Raw genomic sequence first — 24,451 nt, 5'->3', positions numbered from 1 at the left:
ATCAGAATTTCGCGACGATACCAGCATAGAGATACTGGCCGCGGTTGTCATAGATGCCCGAGCCCGCGCCGACGCCGGTCAGACCGAACGGCGGCTTGCGGTTGAAGACGTTGTCGACACCGGCGTAGAAGTTGAAGGCCTCCGAAATGTCGACCTGCGCACGCAGATCGACATAGGCGACCGACGGATATTTCTGCACGGGCGCATAGTCCAGGTTCTGCGGCGGCAGGCCGTTCAACTCGTTGAAGTCTTCGTAGGTGTTCAGGTACATCTTGTCGATCCAGCGGAACTGATAGCCCAGCGTCACGCTCTTATACTTGGCGCTGAGATTGACGTTCACCTGGTTCTTCGGATCGGCCAGCTCGCCAAGAATACGGTTCTTGAAGTCCGGGTTCGCCGGGTTCAGGAATTCGTCACGCTGCAGAACGCGGGTGTACAGACCACCGAAGGTGAAGGTCCAGTCGCCGTCGGAGTAACGATAGTCGAGCTGTGCATCGATACCGCGTGCCTTCAGCTTCGCGTAGTTCTGGCTGGTCTGAATCAGCGAGCCTTCGAGAATCTGGAACTCGACCTCGCCACGCGGACCGCCACCGGGACCTGCACGCTCAAAGAGCGAGCAGAACTGGTTGTTCAGATCGGGAAGATCGTAACAGGCGTTGGCGATCTGCTGCGCCGACGGCGCCGTAATCACGTCATTGACGGTGATCGTGTAATAGTCGGCCGAGAACGAAAGCCCCGGGATGAACCGCGGCTGCAGCAACACGCCAACGGTGTACGAATCCGACTTTTCCGACTTCAGGTCGGTATTGCCGCCGCTCAGGATCTCGAGCGACGAGCTGTAACGGAAGTCGTACCCGGCCGGAGCGCCCGCTGCCTGGCAGTTCGCCACGCGATTGGCCGAGCCCGTCGCCAGGTTGACGGCCGAACAGGGATCGCCGAAGCCCGGAGCAAAGTTCTGACCCTGCGCCGAATAGAGGTCGGCAAGGTTCGGAGCACGGACCGCGCGAGCATAGGTGCCGCGGAACCCGATGTCTTCGATCGGCTTCCACATGATTTCACCACCATAGGTATAGGTGGTGCCGGCGCCGCCCTTGTAATCCGAGATACGGCCGTTGGCGCGCAGCGTCAGTTCCTGGAAGAAGGGCGTGTCACGCAGCATCGGAAGCTGAATTTCGCCGTAGACTTCCTTCACTTCGAACGCGGGCGAGTCAAAGCTCGGGATCGCGTTGTAGAAGGCGTAGCCTTCCTGCGTCAGATCGTCGAGATCATAGTCCAGCGTTTCGCGGCGATATTCTGCACCCAGCGAGAAGGCCACGGGGCCACCCGGCAGGTTGAAGAATTCGCTCGTGTCGCCGGCGACGAAGCCGCCGATGTTGAGCTGGGTGATCTTGCCGGTCGCGAGCGAGTCGACGAGCACATAATTGCGCGCCGCATCGGTGACCGAACCTTCGCCGAACGGGTTGATCGGAACGCAAGCATCGATATCGGCGGCGAGTCGCGGATCGCGGGTGGGAACGGGTTGGCCCGTGTCGGGGTCGGTACCGAGCAACTGATCGCCATAGAGATACGACAATGTTGCGTTCCGATCGAGCGACGAGCGGCAGACGATGTTGCCACTCGCATCGGTCGTGGTGTCGACGCCCAGCAGGTAACGCTGGATGTTGACGTTGCCCTTGATCAGGTTCTTTTCCTTGTGCTCGCCATAGTTGGCGAAGATTTCATAGTTCCAGTCGTCGTTGAAATCGCCGCGGGCACCAATCACGGCGCGATAGGTTTCGCGGGTGATCTGTTCGTCGCGCGTGCCGAAGTCGGTCCAGTTGCGGCGCAGGCTGAAGCGGAAAGTGCCCGCTGTGATCGCGGCGCGCTGCAACGCCAAATTTTCAGCTGCGGTCCGGATGATATCTCCGTCGGCGTTGCGGGTCGGTCCGATCGCGGCGCCGGTGTTCGGGTTAACCGTCGAGGCCAGGAACGTATCGGTCAGCAGCTGACGCGCTTGCGCAGTGATATACGGGTTGTCGAGACGGATGCGTTCGCGGCCGCCCACGTCGCCGAGCGTCGCGCCCTGCGAGAAGAACGGACCGCTCTGCGAGCCGATTGCTTCCGAACGGACATATTTCGCTTCAAGGAAGGGCACGAACGCCGGCGAAACTTCGAAATGCGCAATCAGGTTCGCCGAATAGCGCTCGAGCTGCGGCGAAAGGGCGATGAGCTTGCCTTCACGGCCGGTCATGCCGTTGCCGCCGATGAACGGCCCCGTCGGGCCAAGGCCGGCACGGTCGCCGGTCTGCTCCACGAGGCTGCCATCGGGCTGGAACAGGAAGGCGCAGGTAAACGCGGTCCCGCCGCCGCGACCGCACGGAGCAGCCGTCGGGTTCGGATAAGCCGCGACCATGCCGCCAAGGCTGATCGTCGTCGAACGGATGTCGCGATAATAATAACGGTCGAAACCGCCGGCCGCGCCGTTCGGCGAACCCGCGGGGTCGGCTTCCACAATAAGGAAGGCATCGTTGGTGTCGAGATAGGGGCGACCCGAAGCATAAAAGTCTGAGCTGCGGGCATATTCAAGGTTGACGGCGACGTTGCCGCGACCGTCAGCGAAGTTCTTGCCGGCGGTCAGCGAGACGAACTGGTTGCCGGCGTCGCCATAGCGCGAAATGCCGCTCTGGCCGCGCGCCTGCACGCCTTCGAAGTCGTCCTTGAGGATGAAGTTGACGACGCCCGCGATCGCGTCCGAACCGTAAACGGCAGATGCACCGCCGGTCACGATGTCGATACGTTCGATCAAGTCCGAAGGAATGGTGTTGGTGTCGACCGAAACGCCGTTCGACAGGACGTCCGAACCGACGTGACGGCGGCCGTTGACGAGCACCAGCGTGCGCTGCGTGCCGAGGCCGCGAAGGTCGAGCAGGTTGAGGCCGCGCGTCCCGAGGAAGCGCGTCGAGTTCTGCTGGCTGAACGTGCTGCGCAGCTGCGGCAGTTCGTTCAGAAGGTCGCCGACCGAGATCCCGCCGGTTTGAAAGATTTCGGCGCCGGTCACGACGGCGATCGGGTTAGCCGACTCAAGGTTCGGCTGGCGGATACGCGAGCCAGTGACGACAATGGCGCTTTCCTCAGCTGCGCTCGCGACTTCGTCTGCGGGCGCGGCATCCTGTGCCATCGCGGGCATTGCGCTGAATAAAGCAAGAGTCAGAGCGGAGCCCTGAACCAGCAGGCTAGTCTTCTTCATGATGTAATTCCCCGGTTGTCCGTTCAAGAGTTGGGAGTGAACGGATTGAGGCTTAGAGAGCCCGAAATTTTGGACGGCACAAGCCTTTGATGTAAAATTTCTGACAGTCTGGAGACTCCGTTTGGGCGCTGTGACTTTTTCGCAACAGCGCGAGCCGCTCGCCACGTCGAGGGCCTTGAAATCAAAATGCCCGGAAGCGAAAGGAACAACCCCTATCGGCGCCTGGCTGAGTCAAAAATACCACTTCGTTGATTTCTGATGAAACTAAATTGCGTTTAGCCGTTTGGGCGCCGTCGAAGCGGACGCAGGCCACCGATTGTCAGCGGCGTTTCGTCGCGATCGCATGCACGTTTTCGACGGGGTGCGATTCGAGTGCGACCTTGCGCCGAACAGGGACAAGTCGTGCCTGTTGCGGCGAACAGGCGGGGCATGTTGCGATGCATCATTATTTGATGCTAATGCAGTCGCTTCGAATGTCCCCGGCGGCGCAGTCGCCATGGCCCGGGCATTGTTAGGAGCGCAGGTCAAAATGGCGAAATCAAGGGCGGGGGCGACGGAAGATGACGTTGTCACGATCAAGAAATACGCCAACCGGCGGCTCTATGACACCGAACGCAGCTGCTACATCACGCTCGAAGATCTGGGCACGATGGTCCGCGACGGCCGCGATTTTCGCGTCGTCGATGCCAAAAGCGGCGACGACATCACGCATAATGTCCTGACGCAAATCATCATGGACGAGGAAACGCGCGGCGAAACATTGCTGCCGGTCAATTTCCTGCGTCACCTGATCGGCATGTACGGCGACAAGATGCAGTCGATGGTGCCGCAATATCTCGAAGCGTCGATGACCGCGTTCCGCAAGAACCAGCAAGATGTTCGCTCGGCGCTCGAAGGCGCTCTGGGGTCGAACCCGCTTGCCGAGCTGACGCGCCGCAATATGGAGATGTTCCAGCAGGCGGCGGGCGCGTTCATTCCGGGCGCCGGTGGAAGCAAGACCAAGGATGCCGAGATCGCGGCGCTCAAGGCCGAAGTCGCCGAACTCAAGGCCGCGCTCGCCAACAAGAATTAATCGGGCCGCCCCCGGCGCCCCAGCTACGGAAAATACGGAATATCATGGTCAAACATGCGCTCAGCGTAACCCGGCAGGCCGATTTCGCGGCCTGGTATCAGGATGTCATTGCCGAAGCCGACCTCGCCGAGGAATCGGGCGTGCGCGGCTGCATGGTCATCAAGCCGTGGGGCTATGGCATATGGGAGCGCATCCAGACGATCATGGACGCGGGCATCAAGGACATGGGCGTCCAGAACTGCTATTTTCCGCTGTTCATCCCCTTGAGCTTCTTTGAGAAGGAAGCCGACCATGTCGATGGTTTCGCGAAGGAAATGGCGGTCGTCACGCACCACCGCCTGATCCAGGACGGTAAGGGCAAGCTGATCCCCGACCCGGAGGCGAAGCTCGAGGAGCCGCTGATCGTCCGTCCGACATCGGAAACGGTGATCGGCGCGGCGATGAGCCGCTGGGTTCAGTCGTGGCGCGACCTGCCGTTGCGCGTCAACCAGTGGGCCAATGTCGTGCGCTGGGAAATGCGCACGCGCATGTTCCTGCGCACCGCCGAATTCCTGTGGCAGGAAGGCCATAGCGCGCATGACAGCAAGGAAGACGCGGTCGCTGAAACGATGCGCGCGCTCGAACTCTATCGCGCGGTTGCCGAAGAGGCGCTCGCGCTGCCGGTGATTGCAGGCGAAAAGCCCGAGAATGAGCGTTTTCCAGGCGCCGCCGCGACCTATTCGATCGAGGCGATGATGCAGGACGGCAAAGCGCTGCAGGCCGGCACCTCGCATTATCTCGGCACCGGCTTCGCCGAAGCAGCAAACATCCGCTTCCAGGACAAGGATGGCGGCCACAGCCTGTGCCACACCGTCAGCTGGGGTTTTTCGACGCGCACGATCGGCGCGGTCATCATGACGCATGGCGACGACGATGGCCTGCGATGCCCGCCGCGCATTGCACCGCACCAGGTCGTCATCGTGCCGATGCTGCGCGATAATGAGGAGGATCAGGCGATCCTCGACTATTGCGCATCGCTCCAAGCCGAGCTGAAAGCACTCGACGCTTTCCGCGAACCGCTGCGCGTCCATCTCGACGCCGGCGCCAACAAGGCGCAGACGAAGCGCTGGGGCTGGGTCAAGAAGGGTGCACCGATCATCGTCGAAATCGGTCCGCGCGATGTCGCCAGCGGCAATGTCGCGGTGATCCGCCGCGACCGGCTCTACAAGGACGATGGCAAGCTCAATAGTGCGTTCATCCCGCGCGGCGATTTCGTCGCCGCTGCGGTCGCTACGCTCGGCGAGATCCAGGACAATCTTTACGCCGAGGCGAAAGAGCGCCTTCACGCCAATATCCGCCGCGACGTGACCGACCTTGCAGCGCACTACGCCGGCGACGCCAAGTTCGTTGGCTGGGTCGAGGTGCAATGGTCGCGCCCGACCGGCGCGGTCCTCGATGGGATCGTCGAGCAGCTCAAGGCTTTGAAGCTGACGATGCGCAACACCCCGCTCGACGCCGCGCCTGCCGACGGCGCCTGTTTCTTCACCGGCAAGCCCGCCGTCGAACGCGTGCTCATCGGCCGGACCTATTAATTGGCGAAACGGCAACAGCCTGCTGGTCTGCCCAGCCCGGATCAGATCCTGCGCTTCATCGAAGAGAGCAAGGAGGCCGTCGGCAAACGCGAAATCGCGAAGCATTTTGCGCTCCACGGCAATGACAAGATCGCGCTGAAGGCGCTGCTTAAGGACATGACCGACGAGGGGCTCGTCGATCTTGCCCCCGGACGTGCCTTCCACAAGCATGGAGGCTTGCCGCGTGTCACCGTGCTGCGCGTCGCGGCGATCGAGGGCAGCAATGTCTGGGCGGTGCCCGAACGCTGGGAAGCTGCCACACCTCCCCCGCGCCTGCGCGTGATCGAGCAGGGCCGCAAGGGCGCACTCGGCGTCGGCGATCGGATCCTAGCCCGCACCGAAGAACGCGGCAGCGGCCATGTCGCACACCCGATGAAACGGCTCGAAGCGGGCGGCGAGACGGTGATCGGTGTGCTCGTCGAAGATATGGGGCCGGGCGGCAAGCCGATCCTGTGGCTGCGCCCCGCCGACAAGCGCGCGCGCTACGACTTCGCGGTTGCCGACAAGGGCGATGGCAACGTCGGCGATCTCGTCCGCGCCGAACTGACCGGGCGCGGCCCCGCGATCAAGGCCAAGGTCATCGAGCGCCTCGGCGATCCCTTCGCGCCGCGCGCGCTCAGCATGATTGCGATCGCGCGACACGAAATCCCCCACGTCTTCGGCGCCGAAACGTTGACCGAGGCGGAAAAGGCGGCGAAGTTGCCGCTCACCCCCGAGGGCCGCGAGGATTTGCGCGACCTGCCGATCGTCGCGATCGACCCGATCGACGCGCGTGACCATGACGACGCCGTCTGGGCCGAGTCTGACACCGAGGGTCCGAACAAGGGCGGTTTCCGCGCAATCGTCGCAATCGCTGACGTGAGTTATTATGTCCGCCCCGACGGCGATCTCGACCGCGAGGCGCGGCGGCGCGGCAACAGTGTCTATTTCCCCGACCAGGTCGTGCCGATGCTGCCCGAGACATTGTCTGCGGGCGTCTGCTCGCTGAAAGCGGGGCACGATCGCGCCGCAATGGCATGTCATCTCGTCATCGACAAGCATGGGAAAGTGACGTCATGGCGTTTCACCCGCGCGCTCGTTCGGCTGCGTGCCAACATCGCCTATGAACATGCGCAAGCGGCCTATGACACCGACGCACCGCGCGATGAATGGGACGCCGACGTGCTCCCGACGCTCAAGAATCTTTGGGCCTGCTGGGCCATGCTTGCCAAGGCGCGTGCGGCCCGCGCACCGCTCGACCTCGACCTGCCCGAACGCCAGGTGATCCTCGACGAGCAGGGCGGGATCGCCGAGATCCGCGTCCGCGACCGGCTCGATTCGATGCGGTTGATCGAGGATTATATGATCGCGGCGAACGTCGCGGCGGCGAAGGCGCTCGAGGCGAAGAAGTCGCCGGTCATGTACCGCATCCACGAGCCACCGAGCCGCGAAAAGCTCGTCAGCCTGAAGGATTATCTCGAAACCTTCGAACAGAGTTTCGCGCTCGGGCAGGTGATCACCCCCGCTGTGTTCAACCGCCTGATCGACGGCTTTTCCGAAGACGACCGGCTGCCCGAAATCATGCAGGCGATCCTGCGCAGCCAGACGCAGGCCTATTACGGCCCCGCAAACGCTGGCCATTTCGGCCTCGCACTCGGCAGCTACGCGCATTTCACCTCGCCGATCCGTCGTTATGCCGATTTGATCGTCCACCGCGCGCTCGTCGATTCCTGGAAACTCGAAGTGCCCGGCAAGCCCAAGGATTTGCCTACACGGACCGGGCTGGGCGAGGCCGACGCCAAGGGTCTGTCACGCATCGGCGAAGCAATCAGCGCGCTCGAACGCCGCGCGATGGAGGCCGAACGCGAGACCGTCGACCGCTATGTCGCCGCCTATCTTTCGACCAAAAAGGGCGAAATCGTGCAGGCGCGGATCACCGGGGTACAACCCTTCGGCTTCTTCGCGACCGTCGACGGCCTCGGCGGCGATGGCTTGGTTCCCGTATCAACGCTGGGCAACGAACGCTTCTTCTACGACGAGGCGGCGCGCAGCCTCGATAGCGAGCATGGCCGCGTCAGCTTCACGACGGGGCAGCGCCTCGACCTCCGGTTGATCGACGCCAATCCGATCAGCGGCTCACTCCGTTTCGAATTGCCCGACGCGCCCGAGGGCGGTTTTCGGAACCGTCCGCCGCGGCGCGACGGGGTGAAGGACAAGGCCGGCAAACATGTCGTCGGCAAGCGGGGGCGGCCGGCGAATATCAAGCATAAGGGAAAGCGCCGCTAAACCCAATTTTCGTCATTCCCGCGAAAGCGGGAACCCAGCGCGCAGCCGTTGCAACTGTGTTCCCGCTTTCGCGGGAATGACGAGGGTGATTATTTCGCCGCCAGTTTCTGCAACAGCGCGGCACTCTCCGCATCTGCCGGGAAAAACGCCTCGATCGCCAGTTCCGACAGCGTAATGTCGACCGGCGTGCCGAAGATGGTCACGGTCGAGACGAACGAAATCCGCCCCGCAACCGTGTCGAGGATCAACGGCACCGCGATCCCGCTCACATGGCCGCCGCCATTGTCGTTCGCTTCGACGGCATAACCGGCCAGTTCCTCGCGCAGCGCGATCAGCCCCGCGTCGGCGCTCGCCTCGATCTGCAGGTCCAGCCGGTGCAGGATATGCGCGCGCCATTCGCCAAGGTTGACGATCTGCGGCGCCAGCCCCTCGGGGTGCAGCGCGATGCGCAGCACATTGACCGGCGGCGCCAGCAGGGCGGGGGAGACCTGTTCGATCAGGATCGCAATCGCGTCGTTCGCGGCGGTCATGTTCCAGTGCCGGTCGACCGCCAGCGCCGGATACGGCTCATGCCCCTTCAGCACATGGTCGACGATCGCGCGCATTCCCGCCATCTCGGCGCTGTCGAGCGGCCGTTCCTGATAATCGGGGGCATAACCCGCCGCGAGCAACAGCGCGTTGCGCGCGCGGTGCGGTACCTCAAGGCTGTCGGCGATCCGTTGCAGCATTTGCGCGCTCGGTTTCGAGCGACCCGTCTCGATGAAGCTCAGGTGGCGGGTCGAAATCTCGGTATCGAGCGCGAGATCCATCTGACTCATCCGGCGGCGCGTGCGCCATTCGCGCAATTGTGCGCCCAGCGTTGCGACTTGCATGATCATCTCCTTTGTTCGGAGAGCTATACCTCGGATTTCCGCTTTTCCATTACCCCTCGCGTAATCGACTGGCCGCATTTTCAGGACCATTTGGGACGGGCATTCGAAAGGAGAAACATCATGTCCATCTTCAATCTCAAGAACATACTGATCATCGACGCTATCACCTGCATTGCGCTGTTCATCCTGTGTGTTTTTGCGACCGCGACGGTCGCCGCGCTGCTCGGCCTCCCCTCCGATGTGGTGACCGTCGCGGGCTGGATCGGCCTGCCGTCCGCGCTGCTGATGCTGTTCGTCGCCTATCAGAAAGCGCCAAGCAAAGGACTCGCGAACCTGATCGCGGTGGGCAACCTCGGTTGGGTCGCCGCCAGCTTTGGGGTTCTCGCGATCTTCGCGGGCCAGATGACATGGCTCGGCATCGCCATCGTCGCGATTCAGGCTATCGTTGTCCTCGATTTCGCAATTTTCGAGGCGAAGGGCGCAGCTGCGCTGTCGCGGCTCGCAACCGTCTAACTCAACGCATCGAGCCGGGAAATATCGATCCCGCCGGGCACCAGCATCACCGGACAGGGAAGCGTCCCCGCATCCTGTCCGGTGAAATGCGCGACCAGCGGCCCCGGCGCGCCGGTCGCGGCGGTCGCCAGCACCAGCGCCGCAATCTCTTCGCTCGCGCCGATCACGTCGCGCACGACCTCGGCGGGGTCGCCCGCCTTGATCAGCGTCTGCGGCGTGACGCCTTCCTGCACGACGGCATCGGAAGCCGCCGCCACAATCTCCTCGGCATGTTCGCGCGCTTCGGCCTCGATCGTCGCCTGGACGCCACCGAAAGCGACGAAATCCTGTGGGGGGATAATCGCCAGCACCATGACGCCGCCGCCCGTCCGCGCCGCACGCCGCGCGGCAAAACGCAACGCCAGCGTCGATTCCGGACTGTCGTCGATCACCACCAGATATGTCCGCATCACCCCGACCCCTCGTGTTTTTGCTTGGGGCTAAGAGTGCGTCACATTCGTATGAAACGCAAGCTGGCCCGCTAGACCTTGACCGACGCAAGGCTTATGGCGAGGAACAAACCGTAGCGGCAGGCGACGCCTGCGAGACTGACAGGGATACGCCTAACCATGCCAATTGAACTGAAAATGCCCGCCCTCTCGCCGACGATGGAGGAAGGCACCCTTGCCAAATGGCTGGTCAAGGAAGGCGACACGGTCAAATCGGGCGACCTGCTCGCCGAAATCGAAACCGACAAGGCGACGATGGAATTCGAGGCGATCGACGAGGGGGTCGTCAGCCAGCTTCTCGTCGCCGAAGGCACCGACAATGTGAAGGTCGGCACCGTGATCGCGGTAATCGCGGGCGAGGGCGAAGATGCCGGGAGCGCGAAAGTTGCTCCGGCTCCCGCCGCTGAACCGAAAGCCGAAGCACCCGCGCCCGCCGCTGCCCCTGCGCCGACGCCCGCACCGGCTCCGGCAGCCGCTCCCGCTGCGTCGGGCGACCGGATCAAAGCCAGCCCGCTCGCCAAGCGTCTCGCCGCCGAACAGGGCATCGATCTCAAGAACCTGACCGGCACCGGCCCCGGCGGCCGCATCGTCAAGGCCGACCTCGGAGGCGCGCCTGCTGGCGCCGCAGCACCCGCAGCGACCGCCGCCCCGGCTCCCGCCGCTGCCGCACCTGCGGCAGCAACCGCCGCACCGGCCACCGCGGGCAGCATCCCCGATTTCGGCATCCCGCACGAGGACGAAAAGCTGTCGGGCATGCGCAAGACGATCGCGCGCCGCCTGACCGAGTCGATGCAGCAATCGCCGCACATCTACCTGACCGTCGACATCCGCCTCGACGCGCTGCTCAAGCTCCGCGGCGAACTCAACGCCAGCCTCGAAAGCCGCGGCGTCAAGCTCAGCGTCAACGACATGCTGATCAAGGCGCTCGCGGTCGCGCTCGAACGTGTTCCGGCGTGCAACGTCAGCTTCGGCGGCGACGTGATGCGCCAGTACAAGCGCGCCGACATCTCGGTCGCGGTCAGCATCCCGGGCGGCCTGATCACCCCGATCATCGTCGACGCCGGCGGCAAGTCGATGTCGAAAATCTCGACCGAAATGTCCGAACTCGCGGCAAAGGCGAAGGAAGGCAAGCTCCAGCCCGCTGAATATCAGGGCGGCACCGCCTCGATCTCGAACATGGGCATGATGGGGATCAAGCAGTTCACCGCGGTCATCAACCCGCCGCAGGGCATGATCATGGCGATCGGCGCGGGTGAAAAGCGGCCCTATATCGTGGACGATGCGCTCGCGATGGCGACCGTCATGTCGGCGACCGGCAGCTTCGACCACCGCGCAATCGACGGCGCCGACGGCGCGCTGCTGATGAAGACCTTCAAGGAACTGGTGGAGAACCCGCTGGGGCTCGTTGCCTGATGCAAAGCGAGCAGTCCACGCTGAACGAATATCTTGGTTCGCGTCAGTCCACTTTGGGGTTGGTGCTGGCGTTCTTCGGCGTCGGAACCTTAGTGGCTTTGATGGTCGTTGCCCCGCAGATGTTGGGCGAGGCGGGTGGCGCACATTGGAAATCCTGGATTTTGGGGATCGGCCTTTGGGCTGTTATTTCAGTTGGCTTGGGGCTCCGCCTACGAAGGACAGAGGCTAGCCTTCCCATGATCGTAATGGCTTGCCTCTGGCTGCTACCAGCTGTCGGGCTCGGCCTCATGGCGAAATTTCAATGAATATGTTTGGCGGAAAGGAATAGTCGCTTGGCCGACACGAATTACGACCTCATCGTCCTCGGCTCGGGTCCCGGCGGCTATGTCGCGGCGATCCGCGCGGCGCAATTGGGCCTGAAAACCGCGATCGTCGAACGCGAGAATCTCGGCGGCATTTGCCTCAACTGGGGCTGCATCCCGACCAAAGCACTGCTGCGCTCGGCCGAAATCTATCATTATATGCAACATGCGGGTGACTACGGCCTGATCGCGCAACAGATCAGCGCCGACATCGACGCGGTCGTGAAGCGCAGCCGTGGCGTTGCAAAGCAGCTCAGCCAGGGCGTCGCCTTCCTGATGAAGAAGCACAAGATTACCGTCCATATGGGCGAGGGCAAGCTGACCGCGCCCGGCAAATTGGAAGTGAAGGGCGAGAAGGGGACCGAAACCCTTTCCGCCAAGAATATCATCGTCGCGACCGGCGCACGCGCCCGCGACCTGCCGTTCGCGCCCGCCGACGGTAAGCGCATCTGGACCTATCGCCATGCGCTCGTCCCGCCCGAAATGCCCAAGAAGCTGCTCGTTATCGGATCGGGTGCGATCGGGATCGAATTTGCGAGCTTCTACAGCGACATGGGCGCTGACGTGACCGTGGTTGAAATGCTCGATCGCGTGGTGCCGGTCGAGGATGCCGATGTGTCGGCCTTCCTCGAAAAATCGCTCAAGAAGCAGGGCATGACGATCTTCACCGGCGCCGGCGTCGAGGAATTGAAGGCGACCGCGACCGGCGTCACCGCGAAGATCAAGACCAAGGACGGCAAGACCGAATCTGCCGAATTCAGCCACGCGATCGTTGCGATCGGCATCGTCCCGAACACCGAGAATATCGGGCTCGAAGCGCTCGGCGTGAAGACGACCAAGGGCCATATCGACACCGACGCGATGTGCCGCACCAACGTCCCCGGCATCTGGGCGATCGGCGACGTCACCGCGCCGCCGTGGCTCGCGCACAAGGCGATGCACGAATCGGTGATTTCGGTCGAGGCGATCGCGGGGGGCCACCCGCACGCGATGGACCCGCGGAACATCCCCGGCTGCACCTATTGCCGCCCGCAGATCGCCAGCGTCGGCCTGACCGAAGCCAAAGCCAAGGAACTCGGCTACGAGGTCAAGGTCGGCACCTTTCCCTTCATCGGCAACGGCAAGGCGATTGCGCTCGGTGAATCCGAGGGTTTCACCAAGACCGTGTTCGACGCGAAGACCGGCGAACTGCTCGGCGCGCACATGATCGGCGCCGAAGTCACCGAACTGATCCAGGGCTATACGATCGGCAAGACCGCCGAGCTGGTCGAGGATGATTTCATCGGCACCGTCTTCCCGCATCCCACGCTCAGTGAGACGATGCACGAGGGCGTGCTCGCGGCGTTTGGGCGACCGCTGCATATTTGATCTTCACCAACCTCGTCATTCCCGCGAAAGCGGGAACCCAGTTGCGACGTCAGCTCGCTGGGTTCCCGCTTTCGCGTGAATGACGAAGGGAAGGCATATGACAGCCAAATTCATCCGATTTTCTGCCATAGCAGCAGCACTTATCGCCGCCGTCGTCCTGCTAGGCCTCGCGGTCGGCGCTGGCTGGACTCAGGCGGCCGACTGGCAAGTCTCGCACAGCCTTGCGATCCGCGTCGACGCAAGCGACCCCGCCTTTATCGCCTTCATGCAAGGCATAAGCTGGATCGGCAGCGGGACGCCGCGCTGGATCATCGTCATCCTGCTTTGCGGGCTCGTCTGGCACTGGTGCGGGCCGCGTTGCGCCGTCGCACTCGGCGGCGCGTCGCTGCTCTCGAACCTCGCGTCCAGCCTGCTGAAGCTCGGCTTCGCCCGCGCCCGCCCCGACCTGATCGACCACCTCGACCATCAGACGAGCTATTCCTACCCCAGCGGCCATGCAACGAGCGCCGCGACCGTCTACCTGCTCCTCGCCTGGCTCGCCCCGCCTCGCTGGCGGCCTTATGCTTGGACGCTGGCAGCGACGATGATCATCCTCAACGGCTTCTCGCGCATCATGCTCGGCGTCCATTGGGCGAGCGATATCGCCGGCGGCACGATGCTCGGCACGGCGTTCGCGCTGCTCGGTGCCTGGTGGGTTGCGAGGCAGCGGGCGGACGCCTGACGCATTTTCCGCTGTCCTATTTTGCGCCGCTTTGCCATCTAGTTTGCGGGCACCAACAACAGGCGGGTCAAACATGCAATCGCGAGTGAAGTTAGGGAGTTTTCTGCGGGGAATCGCTTTGGGCTCGACGGCGCTTTTTGTCGCCTCGATCGCCCCGGCCAAGGCACAGGACGCGGCGGGGCAGACGGTGATCACTGCCGCGCGCTACGTCGACGTGCTCACTGGGAAGGCGGTCGAGTTCCCCGCGATCTTCGTCGGCCCCGATGGCCGCATCACTAACATCGCCGACGCGCGCACCGTCCGCTGGGGATCGAACGTCAAACATATCGACCTTGGCGACAAGACGCTGCTTCCGGGCCTCATCGATATGCACGTCCATCTCGACGGTCCCGCCGACATCGGCGGTTATCGCGGCCTCGAATTCACCGACAGCTTCTGGGGCATGACCGCCGTCAAAAACGCCAACGACATGCTCGGCGCGGGCTTTACCACCGTGCGCAACGTCGGGTCGAGCGACCGTAACGACATCGGGCTGAAGCAGGCGATCGACGCGGGCTATGCGACCGGGCCGCGTATTGTTCCGGCGGGCTATGCGCTCGGTGCAACCGGCGGCCATTGTGACAGCACTTTCCTGCCGCCCAGTCTCGAAAAGAAGGACGGGAAGGAAGAGGGTATCGGCGATACGCCTGAAGAACTGCGCTACCAGGTCCGCCGCCAGCGCAAATATGGCGCCGAGGTAATCAAGGTCTGTGCCACCGGCGGGGTCTTTTCGCGCAACACCGAACCCGGTCAGTTGCAGGTGTCGGAAAAAGAACTCGCCGCGATCGCCGAAGAGGCGCATCAATGGGGGCTGCGCGTCGCCGCACACGCCCACGGCGCGACCGGCATCCGCGCCGCAATCGCCGCGGGCATCGACACGATCGAGCATGTCAGCCTCGTCGACGACGAAGGCATCCGCATGGCCGTCGCGCGCAAGCAGCCCGTGTGGTTCTCGATGGATATCTACAATACCGAATATACGCAGGCCGAAGGCGCGAAAAATGGCGTGCTAGAGGACAACCTCCGCAAGGACCGCGAGATCGCGCAGATCCAGCGCGACAATTTCCGTAAAGCCGTGAAGGCTGGCGTGCGGATGGTGTTCGGCTCCGACGCGGGCGTCATGCCCCACGGACAGGTCGGCGGCCAGTTCCGCGTCATGGTCGAATATGGGATGACCCCGCTACAGGCGATCCAGGCGGCGACAAAGAACGCCGCCGAGGCGCTCGGGCGCGAGAAGGATGTCGGGGCGATCGCGGTTGGCCGCTACGCCGATATCGTCGCAGTAGACGGTAATCCGCTCGCCGACGTGCGCCAGCTCGAAAGCGTCGATGCCGTGGTGAAGGGTGGGGTGCTCGTCCGGGGCAATTAAGCCCCGTCAGGTCACCACCAACCGGTCGGTCAGCGCCTCGCGCATCGCGGGGGTGAAGTTCAGCACCGCCTCGGCATAGGTCGGAATATCTCCATGGTCGCGCCGCACCGTGGCGAGCGCGGCGTCGAGATAGGCGGGATTGACCGACATCAGGGCGCGGATCGCATCATCGTGGATCTCGGCGCCATAGCGCGAACGGATATGTGCTGCGCCCTGTGCGATGCGTTCCTCGATCTTGCCCGCAGTATTGGTGAGGAGATAATCCTGCATCAGATCATCTTCATGAACCCCGAGCAGCCGGTGGACGATGGCGACCGCGAAACCCGTCCGGTCCTTGCCCGCGACACAGTGGACAAGGCTCGGCGCATCATATTCGGCAAGTGCGGACAGATAGAGCCGCAGCGTCGCGACCAGCGCCGGGCGATAGGGCATGCCCGCATAGGTGTCGATCATCCGCTCACGCGCCGTCTCGACATCGATCGTACCGCCCGCCGCCTGCAGGTGCGGGGCGAGCCCGGCGGTGATACCGCCCGCGTAGAGTACGCGCGCCGAAAACGCCTCGGAGCGGCGGCACGGATGCAATTCGCGCTCGTCGTCGCCGCGCAGGTCGATCACCGTCTCGAGCCCGAGCGCGTCGAGGGCGTCGAGATCGTCGTCGGTCGCCGCCTCATGGTGCGCCGAGCGCCACAAGGTCCCGTCGCGAAGTCGCCCGCCACCCTCGACCGCATAGCCGCCATAATCGCGGAAATTGTGGATGCCGGCCAGTGGCAGGACTCGCTCGGCAATCATCATCATTCTCCTGTAAACACCGGGGGACGTTTTTCGACGAACGCATTGATCGCCTCGCGGTTATCCGCGGTTTCATGGACGATCGCCTGATAGGCCGCACTCAGTTCCAAAATATCGCTCATCCGGCTGTGCTGCGCCTCGCGCAGCAGACGTTTCGTCAGACGCAGCGCGCGCGGCGGGTTGCAGACGATCCGCTCAGCAATGGCGATTGCGCGGTCGAGCAGCTCCGCATCGGGCACGACGTCCGTGACCAGACCATATTCCTTTGCCTGCGCCGCGTCAAAGCGGTCGCCGGTCAGGAAAAGCTCGGCGGCGCGCGGATAACCGAGTATCTTCTGGAGAAGCCAGGCCCCGCCGTCGCCCGGAACGATCCCGACCTTGATAAAGCTGCACGCGAATTTTGCGCTCTCCGCCGCAATGCGAATGTCGCAGGTGCAGGCGAGGTCGGCGCCGAGGCCGATCGCGTGGCCGTTAACCGCGGCGATCATCGGTACTTCGCAATCCATCAGCGCACGGATCACCGCCTGCACGCCCTTGCGATAATTGGCGCGGGTGGAATCGGGCTGGTCGAGCACGCCGATGCCGGTGCGGTCCTGCATGCCTTTGAGGTTGCCGCCGGCGCTGAACGCCTTGCCGCTGCCGGTCAAGATGATCGCGCTGACGCCGCGGTCGTCGCCAAGAATACGCAACGTGTCGATGATGTCCTGGCAATCTTCATGGGTGCCGATCGCGTTCATGCTCTCGGGCTTGATCATCGTCAGGATTGCGATCTTGCCCCGCCGCTCGACACTCAGAAATTCGCCCATCTTCAATTATCCTTTGCTGCCTAACCAAAGCTATTGCATGGCTGGTGCGACATGCAAGGCTTTGCGCTCTACCCTTTCGATCCGCCCGGCGACATTGCCTCACTGCGCGCCGATTTGCGGGCATGGCTCGCGGTGAACCAGCCGCAGAGCGACGTCGTTGCGCGGGCGAATTGCTGGGCGAGCTTCGATCCCGATTTCAGCTGCGCGCTTGGGGCGGCGGGCTATGTCGGCATGACGTTGCCGGCGCGATACGGCGGCGGCGACCGACACCCACTCGAACGTTATGTCGTGATCGAGGAATTGCTCGCGGCCGGAGCGCCGGTCGGCGCGCACTGGATTGCCGACCGTCAAACCGCCCCCCTGATTCTGCGCTACGGCAGCGAGGAACAGCGCGAGCGTTACCTGCCAGGCATCGCGCGCGGCGAGCTTTACGCCTGCATCGGCCTGTCGGAGCCGGGTGCGGGATCGGACCTTGCCGCGGTGCGGACAATGGCGCGTGAAACCGCGGATGGCTGGCGCATCAACGGCCAGAAAATATGGACCACCGGCGCGCATTTCTCGCACATCATGCTCGCGCTCGTCCGAACCGAGGAGGGCAGCGAACGCAACGTCGGGCTCAGCCAGCTGCTGATCGACCTCGACACGCCCGGCATTACGATCCGCCCGATCATCGACATGGCGGGCCACCACGATTTCAACGAAGTCTTTTTCGATGACGCGCTCGTGCCGCATGGCGCATTGGTCGGCGAACACGGGCAGGGGTGGAAGCAGGTCACCGCCGAACTCGGGCTCGAACGTTCGGGCCCCGAACGTTATCTGTCGAGCCATGCGCTGCTGGTCGCGCTGATCGATACGGCAGGGCCAGATCCCGCGCCTGCAATCGCAACCCTGATCGGCGAACTCACCGCCGAAATGTGGACGCTGCGCCAATTGTCGATGTCGACCGCAGCGAAGCTCGCGGCAGGCGAAGACCCGATGGTCGAGGCGTCCGTAGTCAAGGAATTGGGCAACGCCTTCGAACAGGATATGCCGCGCCGCGTGCAGGCGATCGTGACAAGCGGTTGGGATGACGAAGATGATCTCGCACGACTCCTGCGCGCGTTACTTATCGCATCGCCGAGCTTCTCGCTGCGCGGCGGTACGCGCGAAGTGATCCGGGGCATCATAGCGCGCGGATTGGGCCTCAGGTGAGCGACGCGCGCGCCTTGCTCTGCGATACCGCGCGTGCGGTCTTCGCCGAAGCGGAGACGGTGGGTATCGCGCCTATCGAAGAAGCGGGCTTCGGATTGCTGCTGGTTGCGGAAGAGCAAGGCGGTTTCGGTGGCGACTGGGGCGATGTGAATGCCGTTCTGCAGATCGCGGGGATGGCGGTGCCCGACTTACCCGTCGCCGAACTGATCGCCGGCGAAACGCTCCAGCCTGCAGCGACTGTAAGCCTGATGGCCGGAGCGATGGATCGGGCTCTCACGCTCTCGATCGATCATGTGAACACGCGCCAGCAGTTCGGTCGCCCGCTCGGCAAGTTTCAGGCGGTGCAGCAATCGCTCGCGGTTATGGCATGCGAAGTTCGCGCCGTCGGCGCGGTGGCGGCGGCGCTGGCGGCGCGGCTCGATACGGCGAAGCTCGATGCGGCTGCGGCAGGGTTCGAAATTGCTGCGGCAAAATTGCGTGCCAACCGGGCCGTCGGTGTCGTCACGTCGATCGCGCATCAGGTTCATGGCGCAATCGGCTTTACCGCAGAATATGAGCTCCACCGCCTTACGGTGCCCCTGATGCGCTGGCGCGGCGCGCACGGCAACGATGACCATTGGGCGCAGATCCTCGGCCGTCAGGTTGCCGCTCTTGGAGGCCGCGGCCTGTGGGACACAATGACCGCGCGCGACGCCTGAGCGTCAGCGCACCGCGCCACCTTCGCGCAGCGTCGCAATCTTGCCTGCATCATAGCCCAGTCCCGTCAGCACAGCGTCGCCGTCGGCACCGACAGCGGGCGCCGGACGCGGGGTGTCGTTGACCGTTGCCGAATAACGCGGGGCGGGGGCGGGCTGGACCGCGCCGCCCACCGTCAGGAACGTCTCACGTTCGACATTGTGCGGATGCTGCGGCGCTTCGCTCAGGGACAGGATCGGCGCGAAACAGACGTCGGTCATTTCCATGAGCGCGCACCATTCGTCGCGGGTCTTGGTCGCGAACAAGGCTGTGAGCTTTTCCTTCAGCGGCCCCCATTGCGCCGGGTCCATCTGCGCGTCGAAATCGGCGTCGTCGGTCAGCCCGGTCTTCTCGCGGAGCAGCGCATAGAATTGCGGCTCGATCGACCCGATCGAGATGAACTTGCCGTCGGCGCACGCATAGCTGTCATAGAAATGCGCGCCGCCGTCGAGCATGTTGACCCCCGCCTGGTCCTGCAACCGTCCCGCCGCATGGAACCACCAGCTCATCCCTGCGAGCAGCGCCGAGCCATCGGTCATCGCACAGTCGATCACCTGGCCCTCACCGGTGCGCGCGGCGTGGACGAGCGCGCTCGACATGCCGAACGCGAGCATCATCCCGCCACCGCCAAAATCGCCGACATAGTTCGCGGGCGGCACGGGCTTTTCGCCCGCACGGCCGATGCCGTGGAGGACACCCGACAGCGCGATATAGTTGATGTCGTGGCCCGCCGCCTGCGCATAGGGACCATACTGCCCCCAGCCCGTCATGCGGCCATAGACAAGCTTTGGATTGTCGGCGAGCAGCACGTCCGGCCCCAGCCCGAGCCGTTCCATGACCCCCGGCCGATAACCCTCGATGATCCCGTCGGCGCTTTTGCAAAGATCGCGCGCGATCTGCACCGCCTCCGGCTTCTTCATATCGAGTATGATCGACGTGCGGTTGCGGCTCAGCGGATCGCGCGGATCCATGAAGCCGCCGGGGCGATCGATACGGATCACCTCGGCGCCATGGTCGGCGAGCATCATGCCGCAGAAGGGACCAGGACCTATCCCTGCAAACTCGATGATCCTGATACCCTTTAGCGGCCCGGTCATACTCTTCTCCTGTCGCTCAGATACGTTCGATGATGATCGCGGGCGCCATGCCGCCCGCGGCGCACATCGTGACGAGACCATAGCGGCCACCCGAACGTTCAAGCTCATCGAGCGCGGTCCCGATCAGGATCGACCCGGTCGCGCCGATCGGATGGCCGAGTGCCATCGCACCGCCGTTGATGTTCACCTTCTCGCGGTCGAGATCGAGATCGCGGATGAACTTTTCGGCGACGACCGCGAAGGCCTCGTTGATTTCCCAGACGTCGATGTCGTCCTTGGTCAGCCCCGCCTTTTCGAGCACCTTCTTCGCTGCGGGAACCGGGGCATTGAGCATAAGAGTCGGATCGTCACCGATATTGGCGTAGGCGACGACGCGCGCGCGCGGCTTCAGGCCATGCTTGTCCGCATAGTCTTTCGACGTCAGCAGCAACGCCGCGGCACCATCAACGACGCCCGACGAGTTGCCGGCATGGTGGAAATGCTGGATCTCGACATCCGGGTAGCGGCGATTGACCTGCTTGCGAAAGGTGAAGCCGCCCCCAAGGTCGAAATCGGCGAGCCCGGTGAAGGCGGGCTTGAGCGCCGCGAGCCCCTCGGCGGTCGTTTCCGGCCGCGGGAATTCTTCATGGTCGAGCGCGACGCTGCCATCGGGGTTGAGAACGGGGACCACCGACTTGTTGAAACGGCCTTCCTTGATCGCGCGATCGGCGCGCTGCTGGCTGACGAGCGCCAGCGCGTCGAGCGCTTCGCGGCTGATGCCTTCGATCGTCGCGATCGCATCGCCGCATACACCTTGGTGCGATTGCGGATGCAGTTCGTCGAGCGCCTCATGGCCCGATCCCATCAGCCGCTGCGGCAGGCCCGCATTCGCCTGTTCGGCCGCATAAGCGGTCGTATAGCTCATCATCTCGGTGCCGCCGGCGATGACGCAATCTTCCATGCCGCTCATCACGCTGGCCGCCGCGAAGTTCACCGAGCTGATGCCGCCGCCGCAGAAGCGGTCGAGCGTCGTGCCGCTCGCCTTCGTATCGTACCCGGCCGAAAGCGCCGCCATCCGGCCAAGGTCGCCGCCCTGCTTGCCGTTCTGGCTCGATGTCGACCAGACGATGTCGTCGACCGTCGCGGTGTCCAGATCGTTGCGGTCGCGGATCGCGGCGAGCACGGTCGCGGCAAGATGCTGCGGATGGAGGTGCGACAATGCGCCCTTTCCGGGCTTGCCGACCCCGCGCGGGGTACGGACGGCGTCGATGATATAGGCCTCGGCCATGGTGTGGATATCCTTTCGTGGAGAGCTTCGAAGATCGTCGGTTGATTGAAAGCGAGTTGATGGGGAGCTCAGCGGGGGGCCATTCGAATTGCGCCGTCGAGGCGCACAGCTTGGCCGTTGAAATAGGTGTTGCGGACCATCTCCATCGCAAGGCTCGCATATTCCTCGGCCTTGCCAAGCCGCTTGGGGAAGGGGACTGAGGCTTCAAGGCTCTCCTTCACCTTCGGGTTCATATTGTTGAGCAGCGGCGTGCCGAACACGCCGGGCATGATCGAATTGACACGGATGCCAAGGTCCATCAGGTCGCGCGCCATCGGCAGGACAAGGCCGTTCACGCCGGCCTTTGCCGAGCCATAGATGACCTGGCCGATCTGACCATCCTGCGCCGCGACCGAGGCGGTGAGCACGATCGCGCCGCGTTCGCCGTCTTCCATTGCGGGTAAACTGGCCATGCCTTCGGCCGAGATCGATGCGACACGATAGCTCGCGGTCAATATGCCCTCGACGCCAAAGGCATAGTCGGCGGTGGGCGTTCGGCGATACCCGCCGCTCTCCTTGTCGTAAGCGAGCGTCTTGCCGCGCCGCGAGGTCATCGCGCAGTGGACGCACACGCGCTCCTGCCCATGCGCGGCGCGCGCCTTCGCATAGCCATCGAGCACCGATTGCTCGTCGGTAATATCGACATGAACGAACAGTCCCCCGATCGACGCCGCGAGTTCTTCACCAAGCGCGTCGTTGATATCGAAGATTGCGACCTTCACCCCCGACGCGGCGAGCGCCTCTGCCGTCGCACGGCCAAGCCCCGATGCACCGCCCGTCACAACTGCTGCAACCGTAGAATCGATTTTCATGGGGCGGCTCCTCAGGCGGGGATCTGGTTGAAGGGAATGCCCTTGTCGGGGCGATGATCCTGCGGCAGGCCAAGCACCTTTTCCGCAATCGTGTTGAGCAACGTCTCATCCGATCCGCCCGCGATGCGGCCCGTCGGCGCGTTGATCCAGCTCGACGCCCAATCCTCCTTTTGCGAGGCATGTTCGTCGAAAAGGAAACCGTCGCTGCCTTGCAGATCGATAGCCAGTTCCGAAAGCTTCTGGCGCGAGCGCACCGCGACCAGCTTGTTCAGCGAGCCCTCGGCCCCAGGCATCATGCCCGTCTGCATCATCAGCCGCGCGCGCACGTTGATCGAATCGAGCCCCGACCGCATCGCATAGTTGCGCGCAATCTGTTGCCGGATGCGGCCGTCCTCGATCGCCGGCCGGCCGTTGAGCTGAATCTCTTTCGCGAGTTCGACGAACAGGTCGAGATGCGGGCCGAACCCCGCACTGTCGGTCGCGACATAACGCTCTATCATCAGCGTCGCGATGGCGACCGCAAAGCCGCCGCCGACCGGCGACATGCGGTGATCGTCGCTGATCTTCACATCGTCGAAGAAGACTTCATTGACGTGGCTTTCGCCGCCCGCAAGCTTGATCGGGCGCACCGTGACACCCGGCGCCTTCATGTCGACCCAGAAATAGGTGAGGCCCTTATGCTTCGGCACATTGGGGTCGGTGCGCACGACGATGACGCCATAGTCGCTATAATGCGCCCAGCTGGTCCACACCTTTTGCCCGTTGATCTTCCACCCATTGCCGTCGGGTTCGGCCTTGGTGCGCAGGCCGGCGAGGTCCGACCCGCCAGACGGTTCGGAAAAGAGCTGGCACCAGATTTCTTCGCCCTGCAGCGCTTTCAGCACGCGTTCCTTGACGAAATCCTTGTCGCTGCCGAACTGCATCAGCACCGGCACCGGCATGCCGAGCGAGATGCCGAAATAGAAGCTCGGAAATCCGTGCTTCATTTCTTCGGCGTCGAAGGTGACCTTTTCGAGATGGCTCAGTCCTTGGCCGCCATATTCGGTCGGCCAGTTGATCCCGGCAAAACCCGCGTCGAACTTCGCTTTCTGATACCGGCGGCCGAGCGCCAAATCATCGGCCTCGGAAAGGCCTTTGCGTGCGTTGCGGCCAAAGGTCGGGGCCATCGACTGGAGCCAGGCCGCGGCCTTGGCGCGATAGGATTCGAGATCGCTCATGCCGCTTCTCCCGCGAGTTGATCGACGAGGACGTCCTCCCAGAACAGGCTGCTGCCCTGTTCGATCGCAAGGCTGCGTGCGCGGCGCATATGAAGGTGCAGCCCGATTTCCCATGTCACACCGATGCCGCCATGGATCTGGATGCAGTCCCGCGCCGCGGTGTCATAGGCTTCGGTCGCGGACAACCGCGCAGCCGCGGCCGCGGTAACGAAATCGGCGGCGCCCTCCCGCGCCGCGGCATGGATGCAGTTCGCACGCGCCAGTTCGACCAGCCCGTAAAGTTCGGCGATACGATGTTTCACCGACTGGAAAGCGCCGATCGGCTGGCCGAACGCCTTTCGCGTCAGCGCATAGTCGCGTGCGATTTCCATCAGCACCTCGGCGCCGCCGGTCTGTTCATGCGCCGTCACGACAGCTTGCAACGCCAGTATATGGAGCGCCGCATCGCGCGCTGCATCGCCGGCTGCAAGCGTTTCAGCCGACGCGCCCGAAAAGCCGATGTCGGCGATCAGGCGGCTATTGTCGAAGCTCGGTACTGCCGAGCGCTGCGTTCCGGCGAGTTCGACCAGCGCGAGCACCCGCATACCCGGACCATTTGCATAAACGATGGCGATATTCGCCGCGAGCCCGGCGGAAACGCCACGCGCGATACCGTCGAGCCGGTCGTCGGTAAAGGTCACGTCGGGGCAGGGGGGCAGCGCGTCGGGACCGGCCGCAAAAGCTACCGCGCCGATGATTTCGCCGCTTGCCAGTCCGGGCAGCCAACGCAGCTTCTGCGCGTCGGAACCGAACAGCTCGATCGCCTTGGCCGCGCCAAAACTCGACGTCAGGAACGGCGCCCCGCTGATGCTGCGCCCTGCCTGATGCGCGATCAGGCCAAGCTCGGCCAACCCAAGGCCCAGTCCGCCATTGGCTTCGGGAAGCGCAAGCCCGGTCCAGCCCTGTTCCTTCGCGGTATCCCAGAAGGGGCGATGATATTCGCCGACCCTTTCGAGAAGCGGCAGCAGCGCGTCCTTGTCGACCCGCGCCTCCAATACGCGCCGCGACTCGGTCGCGATCGCCTGCTGACCTTCATCGTAGAGGATGGTCATGCCTGCACCCGTCCTTCTCCCATTGTCTCGTTGCCGCCAGTGAACCGGACGTTGACGTAAACGTCAAGCACTTTGAGGCTGTGCTTTTC

The 24,451-nt window shown here is 63.6% G+C and carries 21 protein-coding genes; 11 read left to right on the top strand and 10 right to left on the bottom strand.

The features are described from left to right. Position 1 precedes the first annotated feature (1 nt). Positions 2-3,226 (bottom strand): TonB-dependent receptor domain-containing protein, encoded by a 3,225-nt coding sequence (locus SKP52_RS08725; protein WP_039573982.1) that lies wholly within the window; start codon positions 3,224-3,226, stop codon positions 2-4. Between the two features lie 529 nt (positions 3,227-3,755). Here SKP52_RS08725 and phaR point away from each other — a divergent pair. From phaR to SKP52_RS08710, 3 genes are read left to right on the top strand one after another with little or no spacing between them, the layout of a single operon-like run. Continuing rightward, on the top strand, positions 3,756-4,298 hold the full coding sequence (gene phaR, locus SKP52_RS08720) for a polyhydroxyalkanoate synthesis repressor PhaR (RefSeq protein WP_039573980.1): 543 nt from the start codon (positions 3,756-3,758) through the stop codon (positions 4,296-4,298). 44 nt (positions 4,299-4,342) lie between these two features. Then, positions 4,343-5,869 (top strand): aminoacyl--tRNA ligase-related protein, encoded by a 1,527-nt coding sequence (locus SKP52_RS08715; protein ID WP_039573977.1) that lies wholly within the window; start codon positions 4,343-4,345, stop codon positions 5,867-5,869. Continuing rightward, positions 5,870-8,173 carry a ribonuclease R family protein gene (locus SKP52_RS08710; RefSeq protein ID WP_039573974.1) on the top strand — a complete coding sequence of 768 codons (2,304 nt, stop codon included), beginning with the start codon at positions 5,870-5,872 and terminating at the stop codon, positions 8,171-8,173. Positions 8,174-8,262: 89 nt separating this feature from the next. Here SKP52_RS08710 and SKP52_RS08705 read toward each other — a convergent pair whose 3' ends face one another. Next, positions 8,263-9,045, bottom strand: a complete 783-nt coding sequence (locus SKP52_RS08705; protein ID WP_039580397.1) for a helix-turn-helix domain-containing protein — start codon at positions 9,043-9,045, stop codon at positions 8,263-8,265. Between the two features lie 120 nt (positions 9,046-9,165). Between SKP52_RS08705 and SKP52_RS08700 the strand changes: the two genes are divergently transcribed. Next, the gene (locus tag SKP52_RS08700; RefSeq protein WP_039573970.1) at positions 9,166-9,558 is read left to right on the top strand and encodes a hypothetical protein; all 393 of its coding nucleotides are present in this window, start codon (positions 9,166-9,168) and stop codon (positions 9,556-9,558) included. Here the strand turns inward: SKP52_RS08700 and SKP52_RS08695 are convergent. Then, entirely contained in the window at positions 9,555-10,007 is a 453-nt protein-coding gene (locus SKP52_RS08695) for a universal stress protein (protein ID WP_039573968.1), read from the bottom strand. The genes SKP52_RS08700 and SKP52_RS08695 overlap by 4 nt on opposite strands. 159 nt (positions 10,008-10,166) lie before the next feature. Here SKP52_RS08695 and SKP52_RS08690 point away from each other — a divergent pair, with 159 nt between their 5' ends. From SKP52_RS08690 to SKP52_RS08670, 5 genes are all read left to right on the top strand, one after another. Next, complete coding sequence (locus SKP52_RS08690; RefSeq protein WP_039573966.1) at positions 10,167-11,459, top strand: pyruvate dehydrogenase complex dihydrolipoamide acetyltransferase; 1,293 nt, start codon at positions 10,167-10,169, stop codon at positions 11,457-11,459. Then, positions 11,459-11,764: a hypothetical protein gene (locus tag SKP52_RS08685; protein WP_039573964.1), complete on the top strand. Its 306-nt coding sequence runs from the start codon at positions 11,459-11,461 to the stop codon at positions 11,762-11,764. Before SKP52_RS08690 ends, SKP52_RS08685 begins: the two co-directional genes overlap by 1 nt. Positions 11,765-11,791: 27 nt before the next feature. Next, positions 11,792-13,189 (top strand): dihydrolipoyl dehydrogenase, encoded by a 1,398-nt coding sequence (lpdA, locus tag SKP52_RS08680; RefSeq protein ID WP_039573962.1) that lies wholly within the window; start codon positions 11,792-11,794, stop codon positions 13,187-13,189. A gap of 97 nt (positions 13,190-13,286) precedes the next feature. Beyond that, positions 13,287-13,910, top strand: a complete 624-nt coding sequence (locus SKP52_RS24545) for a phosphatase PAP2 family protein (RefSeq protein WP_052208013.1) — start codon at positions 13,287-13,289, stop codon at positions 13,908-13,910. 73 nt (positions 13,911-13,983) lie between these two features. Then, complete coding sequence (locus SKP52_RS08670; protein ID WP_052208011.1) at positions 13,984-15,318, top strand: Xaa-Pro dipeptidase; 1,335 nt, start codon at positions 13,984-13,986, stop codon at positions 15,316-15,318. Between the two features lie 6 nt (positions 15,319-15,324). Here the strand turns inward: SKP52_RS08670 and SKP52_RS08665 are convergent, their stop codons facing one another. Both SKP52_RS08665 and SKP52_RS08660 read right to left on the bottom strand, forming a co-directional pair. Next, on the bottom strand, positions 15,325-16,113 hold the full coding sequence (locus tag SKP52_RS08665) for a tyrosine-protein phosphatase (RefSeq protein ID WP_081997270.1): 789 nt from the start codon (positions 16,111-16,113) through the stop codon (positions 15,325-15,327). Next, positions 16,110-16,913, bottom strand: a complete 804-nt coding sequence (locus SKP52_RS08660; RefSeq protein ID WP_039573956.1) for a crotonase/enoyl-CoA hydratase family protein — start codon at positions 16,911-16,913, stop codon at positions 16,110-16,112. Before SKP52_RS08660 ends, SKP52_RS08665 begins: the two co-directional genes overlap by 4 nt. 51 nt (positions 16,914-16,964) lie before the next feature. Between SKP52_RS08660 and SKP52_RS08655 the strand changes: the two genes are divergently transcribed. Together SKP52_RS08655 and SKP52_RS08650 are read left to right on the top strand one after the other, a co-directional pair. Then, positions 16,965-18,104, top strand: a complete 1,140-nt coding sequence (locus tag SKP52_RS08655) for an acyl-CoA dehydrogenase family protein (protein WP_039573953.1) — start codon at positions 16,965-16,967, stop codon at positions 18,102-18,104. Continuing rightward, on the top strand, positions 18,101-18,802 hold the full coding sequence (locus tag SKP52_RS08650) for an acyl-CoA dehydrogenase family protein (RefSeq protein ID WP_052208009.1): 702 nt from the start codon (positions 18,101-18,103) through the stop codon (positions 18,800-18,802). Before SKP52_RS08655 ends, SKP52_RS08650 begins: the two co-directional genes overlap by 4 nt. A gap of 3 nt (positions 18,803-18,805) precedes the next feature. Here SKP52_RS08650 and SKP52_RS08645 read toward each other — a convergent pair whose 3' ends face one another. The 5 genes from SKP52_RS08645 to SKP52_RS08625 form a co-directional block, all read right to left on the bottom strand. Further along, positions 18,806-19,936 (bottom strand): CaiB/BaiF CoA transferase family protein, encoded by a 1,131-nt coding sequence (locus SKP52_RS08645; RefSeq protein WP_039573950.1) that lies wholly within the window; start codon positions 19,934-19,936, stop codon positions 18,806-18,808. 16 nt (positions 19,937-19,952) lie between these two features. Beyond that, positions 19,953-21,203: an acetyl-CoA C-acetyltransferase gene (locus SKP52_RS08640; RefSeq protein WP_039573947.1), complete on the bottom strand. Its 1,251-nt coding sequence runs from the start codon at positions 21,201-21,203 to the stop codon at positions 19,953-19,955. Between the two features lie 68 nt (positions 21,204-21,271). After that, positions 21,272-22,054, bottom strand: a complete 783-nt coding sequence (locus tag SKP52_RS08635; protein WP_039573945.1) for an SDR family NAD(P)-dependent oxidoreductase — start codon at positions 22,052-22,054, stop codon at positions 21,272-21,274. An 11-nt stretch (positions 22,055-22,065) separates the two neighbouring features. Next, the gene (locus SKP52_RS08630) at positions 22,066-23,271 is read right to left on the bottom strand and encodes an acyl-CoA dehydrogenase family protein (RefSeq protein WP_039573943.1); all 1,206 of its coding nucleotides are present in this window, start codon (positions 23,269-23,271) and stop codon (positions 22,066-22,068) included. Next, positions 23,268-24,362, bottom strand: coding sequence for an acyl-CoA dehydrogenase family protein (locus tag SKP52_RS08625; RefSeq protein ID WP_039573940.1), 1,095 nt, complete (start codon positions 24,360-24,362; stop codon positions 23,268-23,270). The genes SKP52_RS08630 and SKP52_RS08625 overlap by 4 nt, the downstream gene beginning before the upstream one ends. Positions 24,363-24,451: the final 89 nt, after the last annotated feature.

It is taken from the genome of Sphingopyxis fribergensis (assembly GCF_000803645.1).
Lineage (GTDB): Bacteria > Pseudomonadota > Alphaproteobacteria > Sphingomonadales > Sphingomonadaceae > Sphingopyxis > Sphingopyxis fribergensis.
The sequence above is the reverse complement of the archived record's forward strand: the minus strand, read 5'-3'. Positions and strand labels throughout refer to the sequence as shown.